We start from the raw sequence: 16,831 nt of genomic DNA, 5'->3' as shown, positions 1-16,831 counted from the left end.
CAGGAGTTTTCTATTAAGCACAAAAACGATGGCTATGCTTATTTCGAGAATTTCAATAACGCTTCTGCGGTCGCCTCTGAGGAGGCCGGATTCTGTCCGGTAATCAGCAAACCATCTTGCTGTACATGCACCTGCCAGTCCTCGGCTTTTGAGTATTGCCCGCCGTATTCTTTCAGCATATCTTCAACTAAAAAGGGCACAACATTGGTCAGCCCAACCGCATCTTCTTCTGTATTACTAAAACCGGTCACAGTCTTGCCTTTGACCAATGGTTGGCCATCCTGTGCTTTGACATGACGTAATACTCCCGGCGCATGGCAGACCAACGCCACCGGTTTATTGGCTTGCAATGTTTGTTCAATCAAAGAGATAGAATCCGGGTCTTCGGCCAAATCCCATAAGGGTCCATGACCGCCCGGATAAAACACGGCATCAAAATCGGCAATCGACACCTCACTGAGTTTGCGTGTCTGCGCCAGATCTTGCATGGCGGCGGTATCCGCCTTAAAACGCTCGGTGGCTTTGGTCTGAGCATCGGGTTCATTACTTTTGGGATCAAGAGGCGGTTGACCACCTTTAGGAGAGGCCAAGGTCACCTCGGCGCCAGCATCAACAAAAGCATAATAAGGGGCGGCCAGTTCTTCCAGCCAGAAACCGGTCTGTTTGCCTGTATCACCCAGACGGTCATGAGAGGTCAGCACGATGAGAATCTTCATATCATTTTCCTGAATGGTTCATATTATTCGGTTCATCGGCTGTTAATTTAGCAAGCGTAATGGGCGCTAAGTGTTGTGATACGTTCAGTTGCTGTATCGGCATGTGTCAATCTCCAGATACTGCAAAGGATTTTAAGTGCCCATTAACAGGGCCTGCTGCACATCGGCCTGTTTGCGCAGGAAATCCCAGACCAGTTTGATTTTCGGCTCATGCTGTAAATCAACTAGGGTCAACATCCAGAAGGTATGGGTAAAACTGACCTGATCGCCCAGAACTTCTTGCAGATCGGGTTTATCATGCACCAGAAATCGCGGCAAAATTGCCAGTCCGGCGCCGGTACTGACCGCAATCTGCTGGGCCAGAATACTGTTACTGCGAAAACAAGCTGTCACTTGCAGCGGCAAACGTTCCAGCGAATACAGCGCCGAGCTATACACCAGATCATCAATATAATCGACAAATCGGTGCTGTTTCAGATCTTCCAGCTGTCTAATTGGTGGGTTTTGCTGTAAATAGCTTTGACTGCCGTACAGTTTTAAACAGTAATTTGAGAGTCGGGTAATGATATAAGGCCCGGATTTGGGCCGGTCAATTGAAATGACAATATCGGCCTCACGATGTGAAAGTTTGATGGTTTTTGGCACCGGAATCAGGTCAATAGTCAGCGAAGGATAATGCTGTGAAAACTCCGCCAGCAGCCGGGCCAGAAACGCCGTCCCGAAACCTTCCGGCGCACCAATGCGTACCCGGCCTTGTAAAGGGTCATGGCGTTTATCAATCTGGATAAAAGACTGTTCCATCTGTTCGACGCGGGGCACCAGTGCCAGACCTTCCGCAGTCAGCTCATAGCCTTTGGCTTCACGTTTAAACAGCTGGGTACCCAAGGTATTTTCCAGCGCCTGAATGCGCCGTGCCACGGTGCTGTGTTCCACTTCCATCAGGCGCGCAGCATTGGTGAGGGTTTTGGCCCGGGCCAAGACCAGAAAAAAGCGTAAGTGATCCCAATCAACTTTCATTTTATGTTTAACATCCTGTTAAATCTCTGTGCAAATTTGCACAATCGTCGTGCGCCAATCTCTATTGGTGCCAAAAGTGTTCTTTGTTAGTCTGCTGAAACAGCGTAAAAATAATACGTTAAAAACAGCCAGTAAAGGCAGATAAAACGACAATAACAAACCAGCACGGAGCGACCATGAACGCGATTCATCATCCCCATTCGAATACCGGCCTCACCACGGCAAAACTGCTGATTAATGGTGAATTTATCGACTCCAGAACCAGTCATTGGCAAGATATTGTCAATCCTGCTACCCAGGAGGTTCTGGGTCAGGTGCCGTTTGCCACTGCAGAAGAAGTCAATGCCGCCATTGCCGCAGCCCAACAGGCTTTTGCCAGCTGGCGTGAAACACCTATTCAGGCCCGTATGCGGATTATGCTGAAACTGCAGGAGCTGATCCGTCAAAACTTAAAAAGTATTGCACAAGTCCTGACCGCTGAACAGGGCAAAACATTAGCAGATGCCGAAGGTGATATTCAGCGTGGCCTGGAAGTGGTGGAACATGCCTGCTCGGTCGGTTCGCTGCAAATGGGTGAGTATATTGAAGGCGTGGCGCGCGGGGTGGATACCTATACCATGCAGCAACCCTTAGGTGTCTGTGCCGGAATTACCCCGTTTAATTTCCCTGCGATGATTCCGTTGTGGATGTTCCCAATGGCCATTGTCTGCGGCAATACTTTTGTCTTAAAGCCGTCGGAGCAGGATCCGCTATCAACCATGATGCTGGTCGAGCTGGCGATGCAGGCCGGTGTTCCTGCCGGAGTGCTGAATGTGGTGCATGGCGGTAAAGAAGTGGTCGATCTGCTGTGTACGCATTCTGATATCAAGGCCATTTCCTTTGTCGGTTCTACGGCGGTGGGTACCCATGTCTATAACCTGGCAGGCCAGCATGGCAAACGGGTACAGTCAATGATGGGCGCCAAAAACCATGTGGTGGTAATGCCGGATGCCGATAAAGAACAGACCTTAAATGCCTTGGTTGGTGCAGCCTTTGGCGCCGCCGGTCAGCGCTGTATGGCCCTGTCTGTGGCGGTGATGGTCGGTGAAAGCAAGCATTGGGTCGATGAGCTGGTCAATAAAGCCAAAACCTTAAAGGTCAATGCTGGCCATGAACCGAATACCGATGTCGGACCGGTCATCTCAACCCGTGCCAAAGCCCGTGTGATTGACCTGATTAACAGTGGTGTCGAGCAGGGTGCAGAACTGCTGCTAGATGGCCGCGAGGTGCAGGTTGCCGGCTATGAGCAAGGCAATTTTGTTGGTCCGACCATTTTTAATCAGGTCACGACCGAGATGCGCATTTATAAGGAAGAAATCTTTGGTCCGGTCTTGGCCATCATTCATGTCGATACGTTAGAACAGGCTATTCAGCTGATTAATACCAATCCGTTTGGTAATGGCGTGGGCTTATTTACCCAAAGCGGCAGTACCGCACGTACTTTCCAGAACCAGATTGATATTGGTCAGGTCGGTATTAATATTCCAATTCCAGTACCGGTACCATTTTTCAGTTTTACCGGTTCCCGTGGCTCCAAACTCGGTGATTTAGGCCCGTATGGCAAACAGGCGGTGCAGTTCTATACCCAGACCAAAACCATCACCAGCCGCTGGTTTGAAGATGATCAGGAAAGCGCCGGTGTGAATACCACCATCAGTCTGCGTTAAGGAGAATGACCATGAAAATTGCATTTATTGGTTTAGGCAACATGGGCGGCTCCATGGCACAGAACTTACTCAAAGCCGGCCATCAAGTGTTTGGCTATGACTTGAGCGAGATCGCTTTAGAACATTTTGCCCAGGCCGGTGGCGTGGTTTGCCAGAGTCCGCGAGATGCAGCCCAACAGGCCAATGTGGTGGTGACCATGCTACCTGCGGCCCAGCATGTACGCACGGTGTATCTGGGTGAACAGGGTATTTTAAACGTGCTGCCGGCTGGCAGTTTATGTATCGACAGCAGCACCATTGACCCGAAAACCATTCAGGACGTGGCCGCAGCCGCACAGGCTCGACAGATTCAGGTCTGTGATGCACCGGTGTCTGGTGGAACCTTAGGCGCCAAAGAAGGCACCTTGACCTTTATGGTTGGGGGCGATGCCGCCACATTTGAAGCAGTGAAGCCGGTACTGAGTGCGATGGGGAAAAATCTGGTGCATTGTGGTGCTATTGGCACCGGGCAGGTGGCAAAAATCTGTAATAACCTGATTCTGGGTATTTCCATGACGGCGGTCGCCGAAGGCATGGCACTGGGAGTAAAACTCGGGATTGATCCGCAAGCGCTGGCCGGAGTCATTAACAGCTCATCTGGGCGCTGCTGGAGTTCTGAAGTCTATAATCCGTGGCCAGATATCTGTGCCAATGCGCCAGCATCTCGTGGTTATACCGATGGTTTTGCCGCACAACTGATGCTGAAAGATTTAGGGCTGGCGGTTGATGCTGCACATCAGGCCGAGCATCCGATTGTTCTGGGCAGTCTGGTGCAACAGCTGTATCAGCAGTTGTGTCAGGAAGGTCATGCACATCTGGATTTCTCCAGCATCATGCATCATTATACCGCGCCAACAGCGTAAAAAAATAGCAACATGATGGAGCAGGGACAGGCTACATCCATACACCTTGTCAGTAATAACGATAAATTCAGGCTGAGGTACATATGTTAAATTATCAAAAAACGGTTCAGGAATTTGATCTCAATACGGTTGCACGCCAGTATCTGTCTGGCACCATGCAGGCACTTAATGCCTGTTTTGAATGCTGCGACCGCCACGCCGGTTCAGATGCGATTGCCTTGTACTGGCATGGTAAAGATGGCCGCAAAGAGCAGTACAGCTTTGCCGAGCTAAAAAAATATGCCAGCCAGTTTGCCAGCTTTTTAAAAGCGCAGGGTGTGCAAAAAGGTGACCGCGTTTCTGGCTTATTGCCACGCACTCCGGAACTGATCATTACTATTTTGGCCACCTGGCGGATTGGGGCAGTGTATCAGCCGCTATTTACCGCCTTTGGACCCAAAGCCATTGAACACCGTATTCAGCTGGCTCAAAGCAAGCTGGTGGTCACCGATTTGGCCAATCGCGATAAATTGGTGGATATTGCGAACTGTCCAGACATTGTGACCGTGCATGCAGAGCGCCAGGCCGATGCCTATCCGCAAGATTTCAGTTTCTGGAGCGTATTGAAGGGTCAGGACGAGCACTGTGAACTGGAAATGCTGACGATTGATGATCCATTTTTATTGATGTTTACTTCGGGCACCACCGGGCCGGCCAAACCGCTGAAAGTGCCACTAAAAGCCCTGATTGCATTTGGCGGCTATATGCAAAATGCCATTGGCCTGCAACCGGAAGATGCGTTCTGGAATATTGCAGATCCGGGCTGGGCGTATGGTCTGTACTATGCCATTACCGGGCCATTGCTACTGGGGCATTCGACCCTGTTTTATGAAGGTGGTTTTAATGCCGAAAGTGTCTGCGAAATTGTTCAGCAATATGGCATCACCAATCTGGCCGGTGCCCCGACGGCGTACCGGATGATGATGGCTGCCGATCAGGCACAGATGGCACAGCTACGTGGCAAATTACGCGTGGTCAGCAGTGCCGGCGAACCATTAAATCCAGAAGTAATCCGCTGGTTTGAACAGGTACTGGATGTGCCCATTTACGACCATTATGGCCAGACCGAAGTGGGGATGGTGGTGTGTAATCATCATGCCTTGGAGCATCCGGTGCGTTCAGGTTCAGCCGGCTTTGCCAGCCCGGGCTATACCATTGCCGTGGTTGATGAGCAGGGTCAGGCCTTAGCAGCAGATACTGCGGGCATTCTGGCGATTGATATCCGTCAATCACCAATGATGTGGTTTGGCGGTTATGAAGAAAGCCGTAAATCACCATTTGTTGGAGATTATTACTTAACTGGCGATACCGCCGAAATTCACGCCGATGGCAGCATGAGCTTTGTCGGACGTAGTGATGATGTCATTACAACGTCAGGCTATCGGGTTGGCCCATTTGATGTGGAAAGCGCCTTGCTGGAACATGATGCGGTGATTGAAGCCGCCGTGATTGGTGTACCGGATCCGGAGCGTACCGAAGTAATTAAAGCCTTTGTGGTGCTGGCCCAGCAGGTACAAGCCACGCAACAACTTGAAGAAGAACTGGGACAGTTTGTCAAAAAACGTCTGTCTGCACATGCCTATCCACGCCTGATTGAATTTGTGACTGAACTGCCGAAAACCCCAAGTGGCAAAATTCAGCGCTTTTTACTGCGTAATCAGGAAATCAGCAAATTACAGCAGGCCAAAACTGCATAAAACGGTAAAAAACGAAAACGCCAACAGATCAAGAAAGACATCTCAATAAGAAGATTAAGGGAAGCAGGTATGCAATTTACGGAAGAACAACAGCTGATTCAGGACATGGCCAAAAGTTTTGCCCAGGAGCAGATTAAACCGAATGCTGGCGAATGGGATGAAAAAGGCATTTTCCCGAAAGAGGCTTTGGCCCAAATGGGTGAACTGGGCTTTATGGGAATGCTGATTCCGGAAGAATGGGGCGGTTCAGGCACGGGAACGCTGGCCTATGTGCTAGCCCTAGAAGAAGTTGCCGCAGCCGATGGTGCGACATCGGCCATTATGAGCGTGCATAACTCAGTTGGCTGTGTGCCCATTCTCAAATTCGGCACCGAGCAGCAAAAGCAGCAATATTTAAAGCCACTGGCTCAAGGTCAAATGATTGGCGCTTTTGCCTTAACCGAACCACATACCGGCTCGGATGCTGCTGCTATTAAAACCCGCGCAGTTAAAGATGGCGATCATTATATTATTAATGGTGCCAAACAGTTTATTACCTCGGGCAACAATGCCGGCATGATTATTGTGTTTGCCGTAACTGATCCAAATGCGGGCAAAAAAGGTATGAGCGCCTTTTTAGTGCCACGTGATACGCCCGGTTATGAGGTCATCCGGGTGGAAAATAAACTGGGCTTACATGCTTCTGATACCTGTCAGATTGCCTTAACCGATGTACGCATTCATGAAAGTTTAAGGCTGGGCGCCGAAGGTGAAGGCCTAAAAATTGCCCTGGCCAATCTGGAAGGCGGCCGCATAGGCATTGCCGCACAGGCGGTAGGTCTGGCGCGCGCCGCTTTAGAAGAAGCCAGCCGCTATGCGCATGAGCGTGTGGCCTTTGGCAAACCGATTTTTGAACAGCAGGCCATTTCTTTCCGGCTGGCCAGCATGGCCACCGAAATTGAAGCAGCACGGCAGCTGGTGCATTTCGCGGCCCGTAAAAAAGAAGCTGGTGAAAGCTGTTTAACTGAAGCCTCCATGGCCAAACTGTTTGCCTCAGAAATGGCAGAACGGGTTTGTTCCAAAGCCTTACAGATTTTTGGCGGCTATGGCTATTTAAAAGATTTTCCAATCGAGCGTATTTATCGGGATGCGCGTATTTGCCAGATTTATGAAGGCACCAGCGACATTCAGCGTCTGGTGATTGCACGTAGTTTATAATTGAACAGGGAGATTGATCATGCAATGGGAAACAATTTTACTTGAACAGCGTAACGGGGTTGGACTGATAACCTTAAACCGCCCGAAAGCTTTAAATGCCCTGAACCATCAGCTGATTGCCGAAGTCAATCAGGCGCTGGACCGGCTGGAAAAAGACCCGGATATTGGCTGTATCGTGATTACCGGTTCAGAAAAAGCCTTTGCTGCCGGCGCCGATATTAAAGAAATGGCAGATCTCACATTTCCACAAATTTATCTGGATGATTTTTTCAGTCTGGCCGACCGCATCGCCCAGCGCCGTAAACCGTTAATTGCCGCAGTCAGTGGCTATGCCTTGGGCGGTGGCTGCGAACTGGCGCTCATGTGTGACTTTATTTACTGTGCTGATAATGCCAAATTTGGCCTGCCTGAAGTGACTTTGGGTGTATTGCCGGGCATTGGCGGTACCCAGCGTTTAACCCTGGCAATTGGTAAGGCCAAAGCCATGGAAATGTGTCTGACGGCCCGCCAGATGGGCGCGCAGGAAGCTGAACAAAGTGGACTGGTGGCACGGGTGTTTGCCAAAGAGGAATTGTTAGAGCAAACTCTGCAAGCCGCAGAAAAAATTGCCGAAAAATCCCTGCCAGCAGTGATGATGATTAAAGAATCCATCAACCGTGCTTTTGAAGTCAGTCTGGCCGAAGGCTTGCGTTTTGAGCGACGTATTTTCCATTCCATTTTTGCCGGTCAGGACCAGAAAGAAGGTATGCAGGCCTTTGTCGAAAAACGCCCGGCCCAATTTAGCCATCAATAAAAATCATAATAGGAAAAATAAATGAGTACGGACAATAATTTAGCCATTTGTGTGCAGGGTGGTCTGGGCATGATTAGCCTGGACCGGACCAGCCACTTAAATGCTTTAACCTTACCGATGATTCAGGGTATTCAGGCACAACTGGAGCAATGGCGTGAGGATGCTGCGGTACAGGCCATCCTGATCAATTCCAACAGTCCGAAAGCCTTTTGCGCGGGCGGTGATATCCGTTATCTGTATGACAGTTATCAGGCCGGCAATACCCAATATCAGGATTTTTTTGCCACTGAATATCGCATGTTAAGCAACATCCGCAATTTTCCAAAAACCGTTATGGTGATGCTGGATGGCTATGTGCTGGGCGGCGGTTTTGGTCTGGCGCAAGCCTGTCATATCAAGATCAGCAGTGAAAAATCCCGCTTTGCCATGCCGGAAACTGCAATTGGCTTTTTCCCCGATGTCGGTGCCACCCATTTCCTGTCACGGCTAGATGATGTTGGTGTATATATGGCGCTGACCGGTGAACAGATCAGCAGCAGCGATGCCTTGTATTTAGATTTAATTGACTATCATGTGCCGAGTGCGCGCTTTGCTGAATTAGAAGCAGCGTTAATTGCAGCGCCGCTACTCAACCCGATTGAAATCCGCAAAATCATCAGCAGCTTTATTACCCATCCGGCAGAAAGTGAATTGCAAAAGCGTATCGAGCAGATCAATGCCCATTTCTCTTATGCAACGCTGGATGATATTGAACACAGTCTGGCTCAGGCAGGTACCGGTCCAGATCAGGAATGGGCGCAGAAAATGCTGGCTATTTTGCAGCAGCGTCCAGTAATGGCCAAACAGGTCAGCTTAAAGCTGCAACAGGTCGGGCAAAACTTGTCGCTGGAAAAGTCAATGCAGCTGGAACGCAATTTACAGGATGTCTGGATGCAGCAAGGTGATTTTATTGAAGGTGTACGCGCTTTAATTGTCGATAAAGATAAAAATCCGCAATGGCAAACTGACAATACTGCTTTTGAAAAAGTGCTGGAAACTTTGTGGCCGGTCTGGAATACGCAGCCGCTGGAGCAGATTTCTTAAACAGCTAAACATTCAAATATCAATAAAAAACCCTCTTTCAAATTGAAAGAGGGTTTTGGTTTAGAGCATCTAAAATGGACGTTTAGCTCTGCATAATTCCGCTGACACCGGTCACAATCATATCAATGGCAATGGTCCCAATCAGCAAGGCAGCCAGACGCCCGACAATATCGACATACAAATCAATATAATTGGAATGTTTATGCTGCAAATGATCATGCGCATATTTCATTAAAATAAGCAGGCTACAGGTCAGAAATAGCGTCACAAAAATCACCAGCACCAGTTGCCACAGGCTTAGCTGAATTCCGGTAATGACCGCGGCGCTGATGGTTCCCGGGCCAATCATAAACGGCATGGCAATGGTGCCGGCCAAATGATGTGGCGCACCGCGCATCACCCCAATGGTATCGGCGCCTTCAAACACATAGCGATAACCAATCACCAGAAAAATAATCCCGCCAAAAATCTGGAAAGATTCAAAACGGACATGCAGGACATCATGAAAAAAGGCTTCACCGGTTTTGGCGAAAATAATAAACACCACAAAGCTGATTAAACTGCCCTGAATCAGGGCGCGATTAAACACTCGGGCCTCGGAATTACGGATAATGCCGAGCATATAAATACTCATTAAAAACGGGTTTAATAATGAGAAAAACAGTGCAAAGGCGTGAAGCGATTCAGACATCCTACAGATTCCTTATTGATCCGGGGCTGGAAAGAGCGGGCGCTTGCCTGGACTAATCCGGTTGATGTGCAAGAACATCAAATGGCGCTCGTATTTATCCAGAATGTCGTTAATGATCTGTTCCTTGCTATAACCCACCAGATCATTGCCTTGCGAGCCTTCAAACAGATAGGTTTCCAGACGGTAATAGTATTTCTTGGTGCGTTTGCCGCGTGAACTGAAGTTGGGTGTGTCATAACGGATTGGCCAGATCTGGTAAACGAAGTTTTCTTCTTCATCCAGCTGAATGGTTAAATCCAGATGTGACAGTTCCGGTTCATCATCCAGGGCTTTTTCCGCCAGATCGACCTGAATGCCTTTGTTGATGAATTCTGTGGCCACCGCCTGCATTGCCGGTTTACAGACCTCTTCCAGCATTTGCTGGGTTTGCGATAAATTGGCATGCAGCATTACCCGGCTGAGGCGTTTTTTCCAGTTAAAGATGTCGACATTGCCGACCACGGGTGCCGCATTCATGCTGGTACTGGCCTGACGGAAATCTTCCAGTCTTAATGACTTGTACAGACCCGCCATCACAAAGAAAATCACAAAGCTAAAAGGCAGCCCCATAATAATGGTGGTGTTTTGCAGTGCAGTCACGCCATTGGCCATCAGCATGGCCAAAGTCAGTAAACCAATCGCCAGTGCCCAGAAGACATTTAACCAGCGCGGCGAATCATGTTCAATATTGGTAAATTTGGTGGTGAAATTCCCCAGTACCAGTGCGCCTGAATCGGCAGAAGTCACATAAAACAGCAAACCGGTAATGGTAGCGACGCCGGCCAGAAATGGGAACCACGGATATTGGGCAAGCAGGTCATAGAAACCATGTGCCGGATTGGCCAATACGGTGGTGGCCAGCTGGGTATTGCCATCAAAAATTACGCTGTGCAGGGCGCTATTTCCAAAAATTGACAGCCAGGTCAGGGTAAACAGCAGGGGAATAATTAAGGTACCGGCCACAAATTCACGGATGGTTCGGCCACGGGAAATTCGCGCCAGGAACAGGCCGACAAATGGCGACCAGGCAATCCACCAGGCCCAGAAAAACAGGGTCCAGCTGTTCATCCATTCTTTAGGCTGCTCAAAAGGAAAACTGCTTAAAGAGAGTTTCGGGAACTGACTGAGATAATCACCAAAATTCTGAATTAGAGCCGCTAATAAAAACTCTGTATTTCCCATAAAGAGAATAAAGAGCAGCAACCCGATTGATACATAGATATTAATTTCAGACAGAACCCGAATACCTTTATTGACACCCGCAGTCACGGAAATAATAGTAATAATGACTGCAACGGCAATCAGCGCCGACTGGATCAGCAGGTTTTCTGGCACATCAAACAGTACATGCAGGCCGTAGTTGAGCTGAACCACACCAATCCCGCAGGTGGTGGCAATACCAAAAATGGTGCCCAAAACGGCCGCGGTATCAACACTATGTCCAATCCAGCCATTAACACGCTTGCCAAAAATCGGATAAAGCGCCGAGCGGATGGTTAGCGGCAGGTTATAACGATAACTAAAATAACCCAAAGCCACGCCAACCAAGGCATACATGCTCCAGCCAGTTAATCCATAGTGGAACAGGGTCCAGACCATTGACTGGCGCGCAGCCTCAAAAGTCTGACCTTCGCCGACAGGCGGATTCATATAGTGAGACAGCGGTTCGGCCACCGAGAAGAACATCAGGTCAATCCCGATTCCGGCCGAGAACAGCATTGCCGACCAGCTCAGCAGGCTAAATTCCGGCTTGGAATGTTTGGGACCTAATTTGATATCGCCATAACGCGACAGGGCAATAAACAGTACAAAGACCAGATATAAGGTGGCCGCCAGCAGGTAATACCAGCTAAAGGTCCGGCTGACCCAGTTCAAGATTTGGGTAATGAGCTGATTCGCCTGGTCATTAAATAAAATCGTAACCAGCGAAAACAGCAGGATGAGTGTTGCCGAAAGAAAAAAGACAACTTTGTTCAGACTATCGGTCGTCTGTTCAGTTTTCTTTTGCATAAATCTGTGACCATATTTTTTTAATTCGGATCTACAGCGCAGTGTGTTTTGGCTTAACCAGACTATAGGCATGGCTCTCATTACAAACATTTGCAAATGAAAAACAAACTGAGCTGTACATCAGGAAGCAGACGGGACTATAATTTATTTTAATTGAACGTTCAATTAAAATAACGTTTTTATATGTTACCTTGCCTTGTGCATGATTTTTATTAGTCAGGTCGATCTTATGCCTAAAGTTGGTATGCAACCGATTCGTCGTCAACAGCTAATTGATGCCACCTTATCTGCCATTAATGAACTGGGTTTTGCTGAAGCATCTATCAGCCAGATTGCCCAGCGGGCAGGTGTGTCTACAGGCATCATCAGTCATTATTTTCAGGGCAAGCATGGCCTGATTGAAGCGACCATGCGTTATTTGCTGCAACAGCTGGGCGATGCCATTTCTGCCAGTTTAAACGCCGCAGAAAACACCCCGGAGCAGCGCCTGATTGCGATTGTGCGTGCCAATTTCTCGGCCGAACAGACCGATAAAGCCGCCATGAAAACCTGGCTGGCATTCTGGGCCAACAGTATGCATCAACCTGACTTGCACCGTTTGCAGCAGGTCAACCATTATCGCCTGCATTCCAATATCAAGCATGAGTTTGCCAAACAGCTGGACCGCGAGCAGGCTGAACGCGCCGCGCAGGGTCTGGCCGCACTGATTGACGGTTTCTGGTTACGCGGTTCCTTAATGACCACTGAACTGGATGCCGATTTACCTATTCAGATTTGTGCCGACTATATCCGTCAGCAACTCAATATTCACTAAATTGCGAGGAGAACCAATTGATGCAATTCAATACACAACGACCTTATATTCACGGTCAGTTTGTCGATGCTTCATCCTCTGAAACATTCCAAAGTATTAATCCGGCCAATGCTGAGGTGTTGGCCACCATTCAGGCATGTAACCAGGCCGATGTTGATCGGGCAGTACAGTCTGCCAAACAGGGACAAAAAGTCTGGGCAGCCATGACCACCATGCAGCGTTCACGCATTTTAAATCAGGCCGTAGCCATTTTACGGGCACGCAATGATGAGCTGGCAGAAATTGAAAGCCTGGACAGTGGCAAGCCTTTAAGTGAAACCCGGAGCGTCGATATTGTGACCGGGGCAGATGTGCTGGAATATTATGCCAGCATTTTACCAGCGCTCGAAGGCCAGCAAATTCCATTAAGAGAAAGTTCTTTTATTTATACCCGCCGTGAACCGCTGGGTGTGGTGGCCGGTATTGGCGCTTGGAATTATCCAATCCAGATTGCGTTATGGAAATCTGCACCGGCCTTGGCCGCAGGCAACGCCATGGTGTTTAAAGCCAGTGAAATTACCCCACTTACCGCGTTAAAACTGGCCGAAATTTATAGTGAAGCCGGAGTACCAGACGGCGTCTTTAATGTGGTGACCGGTGGTGGCGATGTGGGTAGCTACCTCACTGAGCATCCAGAGATTGCCAAAGTATCCTTTACCGGCGGTGTGAGTACCGGTAAAAAAGTAATGGCACAGGCGGCGGCGTCCAGCTTAAAAGAAGTCACCATGGAACTTGGTGGAAAATCACCGTTAATTATCTGTGAAGATGCCAATCTGGATCTGGCTGCCGATATCGCCATGATGGCCAATTTCTACAGCTCTGGACAGGTGTGTACCAATGGAACCCGGGTGTTTATTCCTGCTGCTTTAAAAACTGCTTTTGAAGAAAAGATTCTGCAGCGCATTCCTTATGTGCGGATGGGGCAGCCTTTAGACCCGAACACCAATTTTGGACCACTGTCCAGCTTTGCCCATATGGAAAAAGTATTGCATTACATTGAGCTGGGCAAGCAACAGGGCGCCCGTCTGTTAACAGGTGGACAGCGCGCAGCGGCAGCTGAGTTTGCGCACGGGGCTTTTGTTGAACCCACGGTATTTACCGACTGTCATGATGAAATGCGCATTGTCCAGGAAGAAATTTTTGGCCCGGTTATGAGCATCTTAAGCTATGACAGTGAAGATGAAGTAATCCGCAGAGCCAATGCCACCACCTATGGTCTGGCTGCTGGTGTGGTCAGTCCGGATTTAAGCCGTGCCCATCGCATTATTCATCAGATTGAAGCTGGGATTTGCTGGCTGAATACCTGGGGTGAATCTCCAGCAGAAATGCCGGTTGGTGGCTATAAACAGTCAGGCGTTGGCCGTGAAAATGGTCTGGTGACCTTACAGCACTATACCCAGACCAAATCGGTTCAGGTGGAACTGAGTCCTTTCCAATCTGTATTTTCAGCTTAAGGGAGGATCATGCTGCATGAATTATGACTATATTATTATTGGCGCAGGTTCTGCCGGGAATGTGCTGGCGGCTCGATTAACCGAAGATTCAGAAACGACGGTGTTGCTCCTGGAAGCAGGTGGGCCGGACTACCGGCTGGATTTTCGTACCCAGATGCCTGCCGCGCTGGCTTATCCCTTACAGGGCCGGCGTTATAACTGGGCCTATCTGACCGATCCGGAACCGTATATGAATAATCGCCGCATGGAATGTGGTCGCGGTAAAGGCTTGGGCGGGTCCTCCCTGATTAACGGCATGTGTTATATCCGCGGCAATGCGATGGATCTGGAACAATGGGCCAGTTTGAAAGGACTGGAACATTGGAGCTATGCCGACTGCCTGCCTTATTATAAAAAGGCCGAAACCCGTGATATTGGCGGCAATGACTATCATGGCGACAGTGGTCCGGTACAGGTCGCCACCCCGAAAGCCGGAAATAACGAGCTGTTTCATGTCATGGTCGATGCTGCGGTACAGGCTGGCTATCCACGTACCGATGATTTAAATGGCTATCAGCAGGAAGGATTTGGCCCGATGGACCGTACCGTAACCCCACAGGGACGCCGTTCCAGCACGGCGCGTGGTTATCTGGATATGGCCAGACAGCGCCCGAATTTAACCATTCGCACCCATGCCATGACCAATAAAATTCTATTTCATGGCAAGCAGGCGGTGGGAGTTGAATATTTTCAGGGACAAAGTACCGCGCAGCCACAGCAAGTCTTTGCTGAAAAAGAAGTGCTGCTCTGTGGGGGTGCCATTGCGTCCCCGCAAATTCTGCAGCGTTCCGGTGTCGGTAATGCCCAGCATCTAAAAAGCCTGGAGATTCCGGTGGTTCATGATTTACCGGGCGTGGGTGAAAACCTGCAAGATCATCTGGAAATGTATTTACAGTATCAGTGCAAAAAACCGGTCAGCTTATATCCCGCCTTAAAATGGTATAACCAGCCAAAAATTGGCGCAGAATGGCTGTTTTTAGGTCAGGGTGTGGGTGCCAGTAACCAGTTTGAAGCCGGTGGCTTTATCCGCACCTCCGATGAGTTTGCCTGGCCAAATATCCAGTATCACTTTTTACCGGTCGCCATTAACTACAATGGCAGTAATGCCATTCAGCAGCATGGTTTTCAGGCGCATGTTGGTTCTATGCGCTCTCCATCTCGTGGGCGGGTCAAACTGCGCTCCAAAGATCCGTTTCAGCATCCAAGTATCCTGTTCAATTATATGAGTACCGAACAGGACTGGCGCGAGTTTCGTGATGCCATCCGCATTACCCGGGACATCATGCATCAACCGGCTTTAGATGCCTATCGCGGCGAAGAAATCAGCCCGGGCAAACAGGTACAAAGTGATGCCGAGCTGGACGAATTTATCCGTAACCACGCTGAAACTGCGTTCCATCCATCTTGCAGCTGCAAAATGGGTGAAGATGATATGGCGGTGGTCGATGGCTACGGGCGGGTACATGGGCTGCAAAACCTGCGTGTGATTGATGCTTCGATCATGCCGCTGATTATTACCGGCAACCTGAATGCCACCACCATTATGATGGCCGAAAAACTGGCCGATCATATTCGCGCCAAACCGGCGCTGGCCAAATCTACGGCGCCATTTTACCGGGCCAATACGCCAGTCCGGTCAATCTAGCCGCAACAGAACGCTTTGATCTCTTAGATCATTTTGATGTGCATTTTTATACACATCCTTTTTTCTTAGTTAAAACCACATATCCAACCATCCGCACAGCTCACGGTCGGATGGTTGGCTGGGATTTTTACATTCAATCAGGTTAAATTTTAAAACAATGATTCCATTTACAAGAACGGTGGTCGCCGCCGGGTGTCTGTCATGTATCAGCATGTCCAGCTGGGCCAATGATGCATCCTCTTCCTCTATTGATGTGTCTGGTCAGCTGACTGCAGTATCCAAATATGTGTCACGCGGTCTGACCAATGCACCAGAAAATGAAGACTTGGCTTTGCAGGCCTCTTTAACCTTGGGTTATGGAAATTTTTATGCCGGTTATTGGGGCAGTACACTGGGTTATTCATACCGCGATTTACAGAAAGGTCGGCAATACAGCACCGATAAAATGGAACATGATTTTATTGTCGGGCATGTGTCAGATTTTAAAGGCCTGACTTGGGATCTGTGGAATGCGACCTATTATTATCCGGGTGGGGACAGCACCACCTCCAATGAACTGGGCCTGCGTGTCAGTAAAAACCTGAATGAGCAAGCTACACTAACCTTCGGCGTGTCGACCTATTTATATGATGTGGTGTATATGAATCAGGGCGATACCTATGTCAGCCTGAACTATGCCCATCAGCTCAGCGACAAATTAACTGGAAATCTGGCCGTTGCCGGTTCATATTTTAATGACTCCGGCAAATATGAAGGTCAGGAATTTTTAGATACCCAGACCGATACCGCTTTTCGTTTTGCCTCGGTCGGCCTGGATTATGCAGTTGCGCCGAATGTGAATGTCTTTTCCGACTTCATTCTGGGTGGCTATGACCGCAGTAAAATCAAACAGAAAAATCAGACGGTTTGGGGCTTAAGATATAGCTTCTAATCTAGTCCCCAAGCATCAA

14 protein-coding genes are annotated in these 16,831 nt (G+C 49.0%); 10 read left to right on the top strand and 4 right to left on the bottom strand.

The window, feature by feature from the left end:
• Positions 1-38: 38 nt before the first annotated feature.
• Together HHA43_RS06375 and HHA43_RS06370 are read right to left on the bottom strand one after the other, a co-directional pair.
• Entirely contained in the window at positions 39-716 is a 678-nt protein-coding gene (locus tag HHA43_RS06375; RefSeq protein ID WP_168418665.1) for a type 1 glutamine amidotransferase domain-containing protein, read from the bottom strand.
• Positions 717-848: 132 nt separating this feature from the next.
• Complete coding sequence (locus HHA43_RS06370; RefSeq protein WP_104471333.1) at positions 849-1,733, bottom strand: LysR family transcriptional regulator; 885 nt, start codon at positions 1,731-1,733, stop codon at positions 849-851.
• A gap of 176 nt (positions 1,734-1,909) precedes the next feature.
• On the opposite strand from HHA43_RS06370, the gene HHA43_RS06365 reads away from it, so the two are divergent.
• From HHA43_RS06365 to HHA43_RS06340, 6 genes are all read left to right on the top strand, one after another.
• Positions 1,910-3,439, top strand: coding sequence for a CoA-acylating methylmalonate-semialdehyde dehydrogenase (locus HHA43_RS06365; RefSeq protein WP_168418666.1), 1,530 nt, complete (start codon positions 1,910-1,912; stop codon positions 3,437-3,439).
• Positions 3,440-3,450: 11 nt separating this feature from the next.
• A complete protein-coding gene (mmsB, locus tag HHA43_RS06360) occupies positions 3,451-4,341 on the top strand; it encodes a 3-hydroxyisobutyrate dehydrogenase (protein WP_168418681.1) in 891 nt (296 codons plus the stop codon).
• Positions 4,342-4,424: 83 nt separating this feature from the next.
• Positions 4,425-6,077, top strand: a complete 1,653-nt coding sequence (locus HHA43_RS06355; protein WP_168395992.1) for an AMP-binding protein — start codon at positions 4,425-4,427, stop codon at positions 6,075-6,077.
• A 69-nt stretch (positions 6,078-6,146) separates the two neighbouring features.
• Positions 6,147-7,274 carry an acyl-CoA dehydrogenase family protein gene (locus HHA43_RS06350; protein ID WP_104470213.1) on the top strand — a complete coding sequence of 376 codons (1,128 nt, stop codon included), beginning with the start codon at positions 6,147-6,149 and terminating at the stop codon, positions 7,272-7,274.
• A gap of 19 nt (positions 7,275-7,293) precedes the next feature.
• On the top strand, positions 7,294-8,067 hold the full coding sequence (locus HHA43_RS06345) for an enoyl-CoA hydratase (protein WP_168389937.1): 774 nt from the start codon (positions 7,294-7,296) through the stop codon (positions 8,065-8,067).
• Positions 8,068-8,088: 21 nt separating this feature from the next.
• Positions 8,089-9,150: an enoyl-CoA hydratase/isomerase family protein gene (locus tag HHA43_RS06340; protein WP_168526016.1), complete on the top strand. Its 1,062-nt coding sequence runs from the start codon at positions 8,089-8,091 to the stop codon at positions 9,148-9,150.
• 82 nt (positions 9,151-9,232) lie between these two features.
• Here HHA43_RS06340 and HHA43_RS06335 read toward each other — a convergent pair whose 3' ends face one another.
• Both HHA43_RS06335 and HHA43_RS06330 read right to left on the bottom strand, forming a co-directional pair.
• The gene (locus HHA43_RS06335) at positions 9,233-9,841 is read right to left on the bottom strand and encodes a MarC family protein (RefSeq protein ID WP_005177911.1); all 609 of its coding nucleotides are present in this window, start codon (positions 9,839-9,841) and stop codon (positions 9,233-9,235) included.
• Positions 9,842-9,853: 12 nt separating this feature from the next.
• Positions 9,854-11,890: a choline transporter gene (locus tag HHA43_RS06330; protein ID WP_168542098.1), complete on the bottom strand. Its 2,037-nt coding sequence runs from the start codon at positions 11,888-11,890 to the stop codon at positions 9,854-9,856.
• Positions 11,891-12,119: 229 nt separating this feature from the next.
• Between HHA43_RS06330 and betI the strand changes: the two genes are divergently transcribed.
• From betI to HHA43_RS06310, 4 genes are all read left to right on the top strand, one after another.
• Positions 12,120-12,704, top strand: coding sequence for a transcriptional regulator BetI (betI, locus tag HHA43_RS06325; RefSeq protein ID WP_034597681.1), 585 nt, complete (start codon positions 12,120-12,122; stop codon positions 12,702-12,704).
• Between the two features lie 17 nt (positions 12,705-12,721).
• Positions 12,722-14,197 carry a betaine-aldehyde dehydrogenase gene (gene betB, locus HHA43_RS06320; protein WP_171065061.1) on the top strand — a complete coding sequence of 492 codons (1,476 nt, stop codon included), beginning with the start codon at positions 12,722-12,724 and terminating at the stop codon, positions 14,195-14,197.
• Positions 14,198-14,213: 16 nt separating this feature from the next.
• A complete protein-coding gene (gene betA, locus HHA43_RS06315) occupies positions 14,214-15,881 on the top strand; it encodes a choline dehydrogenase (protein ID WP_168542097.1) in 1,668 nt (555 codons plus the stop codon).
• Positions 15,882-16,038: 157 nt separating this feature from the next.
• Entirely contained in the window at positions 16,039-16,812 is a 774-nt protein-coding gene (locus HHA43_RS06310; protein WP_168418670.1) for a TorF family putative porin, read from the top strand.
• The last annotated feature ends 19 nt before the right edge of the window (positions 16,813-16,831 follow it).

The sequence above is a fragment of the Acinetobacter sp. A2 genome, assembly GCF_012371325.1.
Taxonomy (GTDB): Bacteria; Pseudomonadota; Gammaproteobacteria; order Pseudomonadales; family Moraxellaceae; genus Acinetobacter.
This window is presented reverse-complemented; position numbering and strand designations above follow the sequence as displayed.

Coding starts and splice junctions, on each gene's coding strand:
- betA (WP_168542097.1), top strand. CDS start 14,214: ATGAATTATGACTATATTATTATTGGCGCAGGTTCTGCCGGGAATGTG.
- HHA43_RS06370 (WP_104471333.1), bottom strand. CDS start 1,733: ATGAAAGTTGATTGGGATCACTTACGCTTTTTTCTGGTCTTGGCCCGG.
- HHA43_RS06365 (WP_168418666.1), top strand. CDS start 1,910: ATGAACGCGATTCATCATCCCCATTCGAATACCGGCCTCACCACGGCA.
- HHA43_RS06355 (WP_168395992.1), top strand. CDS start 4,425: ATGTTAAATTATCAAAAAACGGTTCAGGAATTTGATCTCAATACGGTT.
- HHA43_RS06375 (WP_168418665.1), bottom strand. CDS start 716: ATGAAGATTCTCATCGTGCTGACCTCTCATGACCGTCTGGGTGATACA.
- HHA43_RS06335 (WP_005177911.1), bottom strand. CDS start 9,841: ATGTCTGAATCGCTTCACGCCTTTGCACTGTTTTTCTCATTATTAAAC.
- HHA43_RS06345 (WP_168389937.1), top strand. CDS start 7,294: ATGCAATGGGAAACAATTTTACTTGAACAGCGTAACGGGGTTGGACTG.
- betI (WP_034597681.1), top strand. CDS start 12,120: ATGCCTAAAGTTGGTATGCAACCGATTCGTCGTCAACAGCTAATTGAT.
- HHA43_RS06310 (WP_168418670.1), top strand. CDS start 16,039: ATGATTCCATTTACAAGAACGGTGGTCGCCGCCGGGTGTCTGTCATGT.
- mmsB (WP_168418681.1), top strand. CDS start 3,451: ATGAAAATTGCATTTATTGGTTTAGGCAACATGGGCGGCTCCATGGCA.
- HHA43_RS06340 (WP_168526016.1), top strand. CDS start 8,089: ATGAGTACGGACAATAATTTAGCCATTTGTGTGCAGGGTGGTCTGGGC.
- HHA43_RS06330 (WP_168542098.1), bottom strand. CDS start 11,890: ATGCAAAAGAAAACTGAACAGACGACCGATAGTCTGAACAAAGTTGTC.
- HHA43_RS06350 (WP_104470213.1), top strand. CDS start 6,147: ATGCAATTTACGGAAGAACAACAGCTGATTCAGGACATGGCCAAAAGT.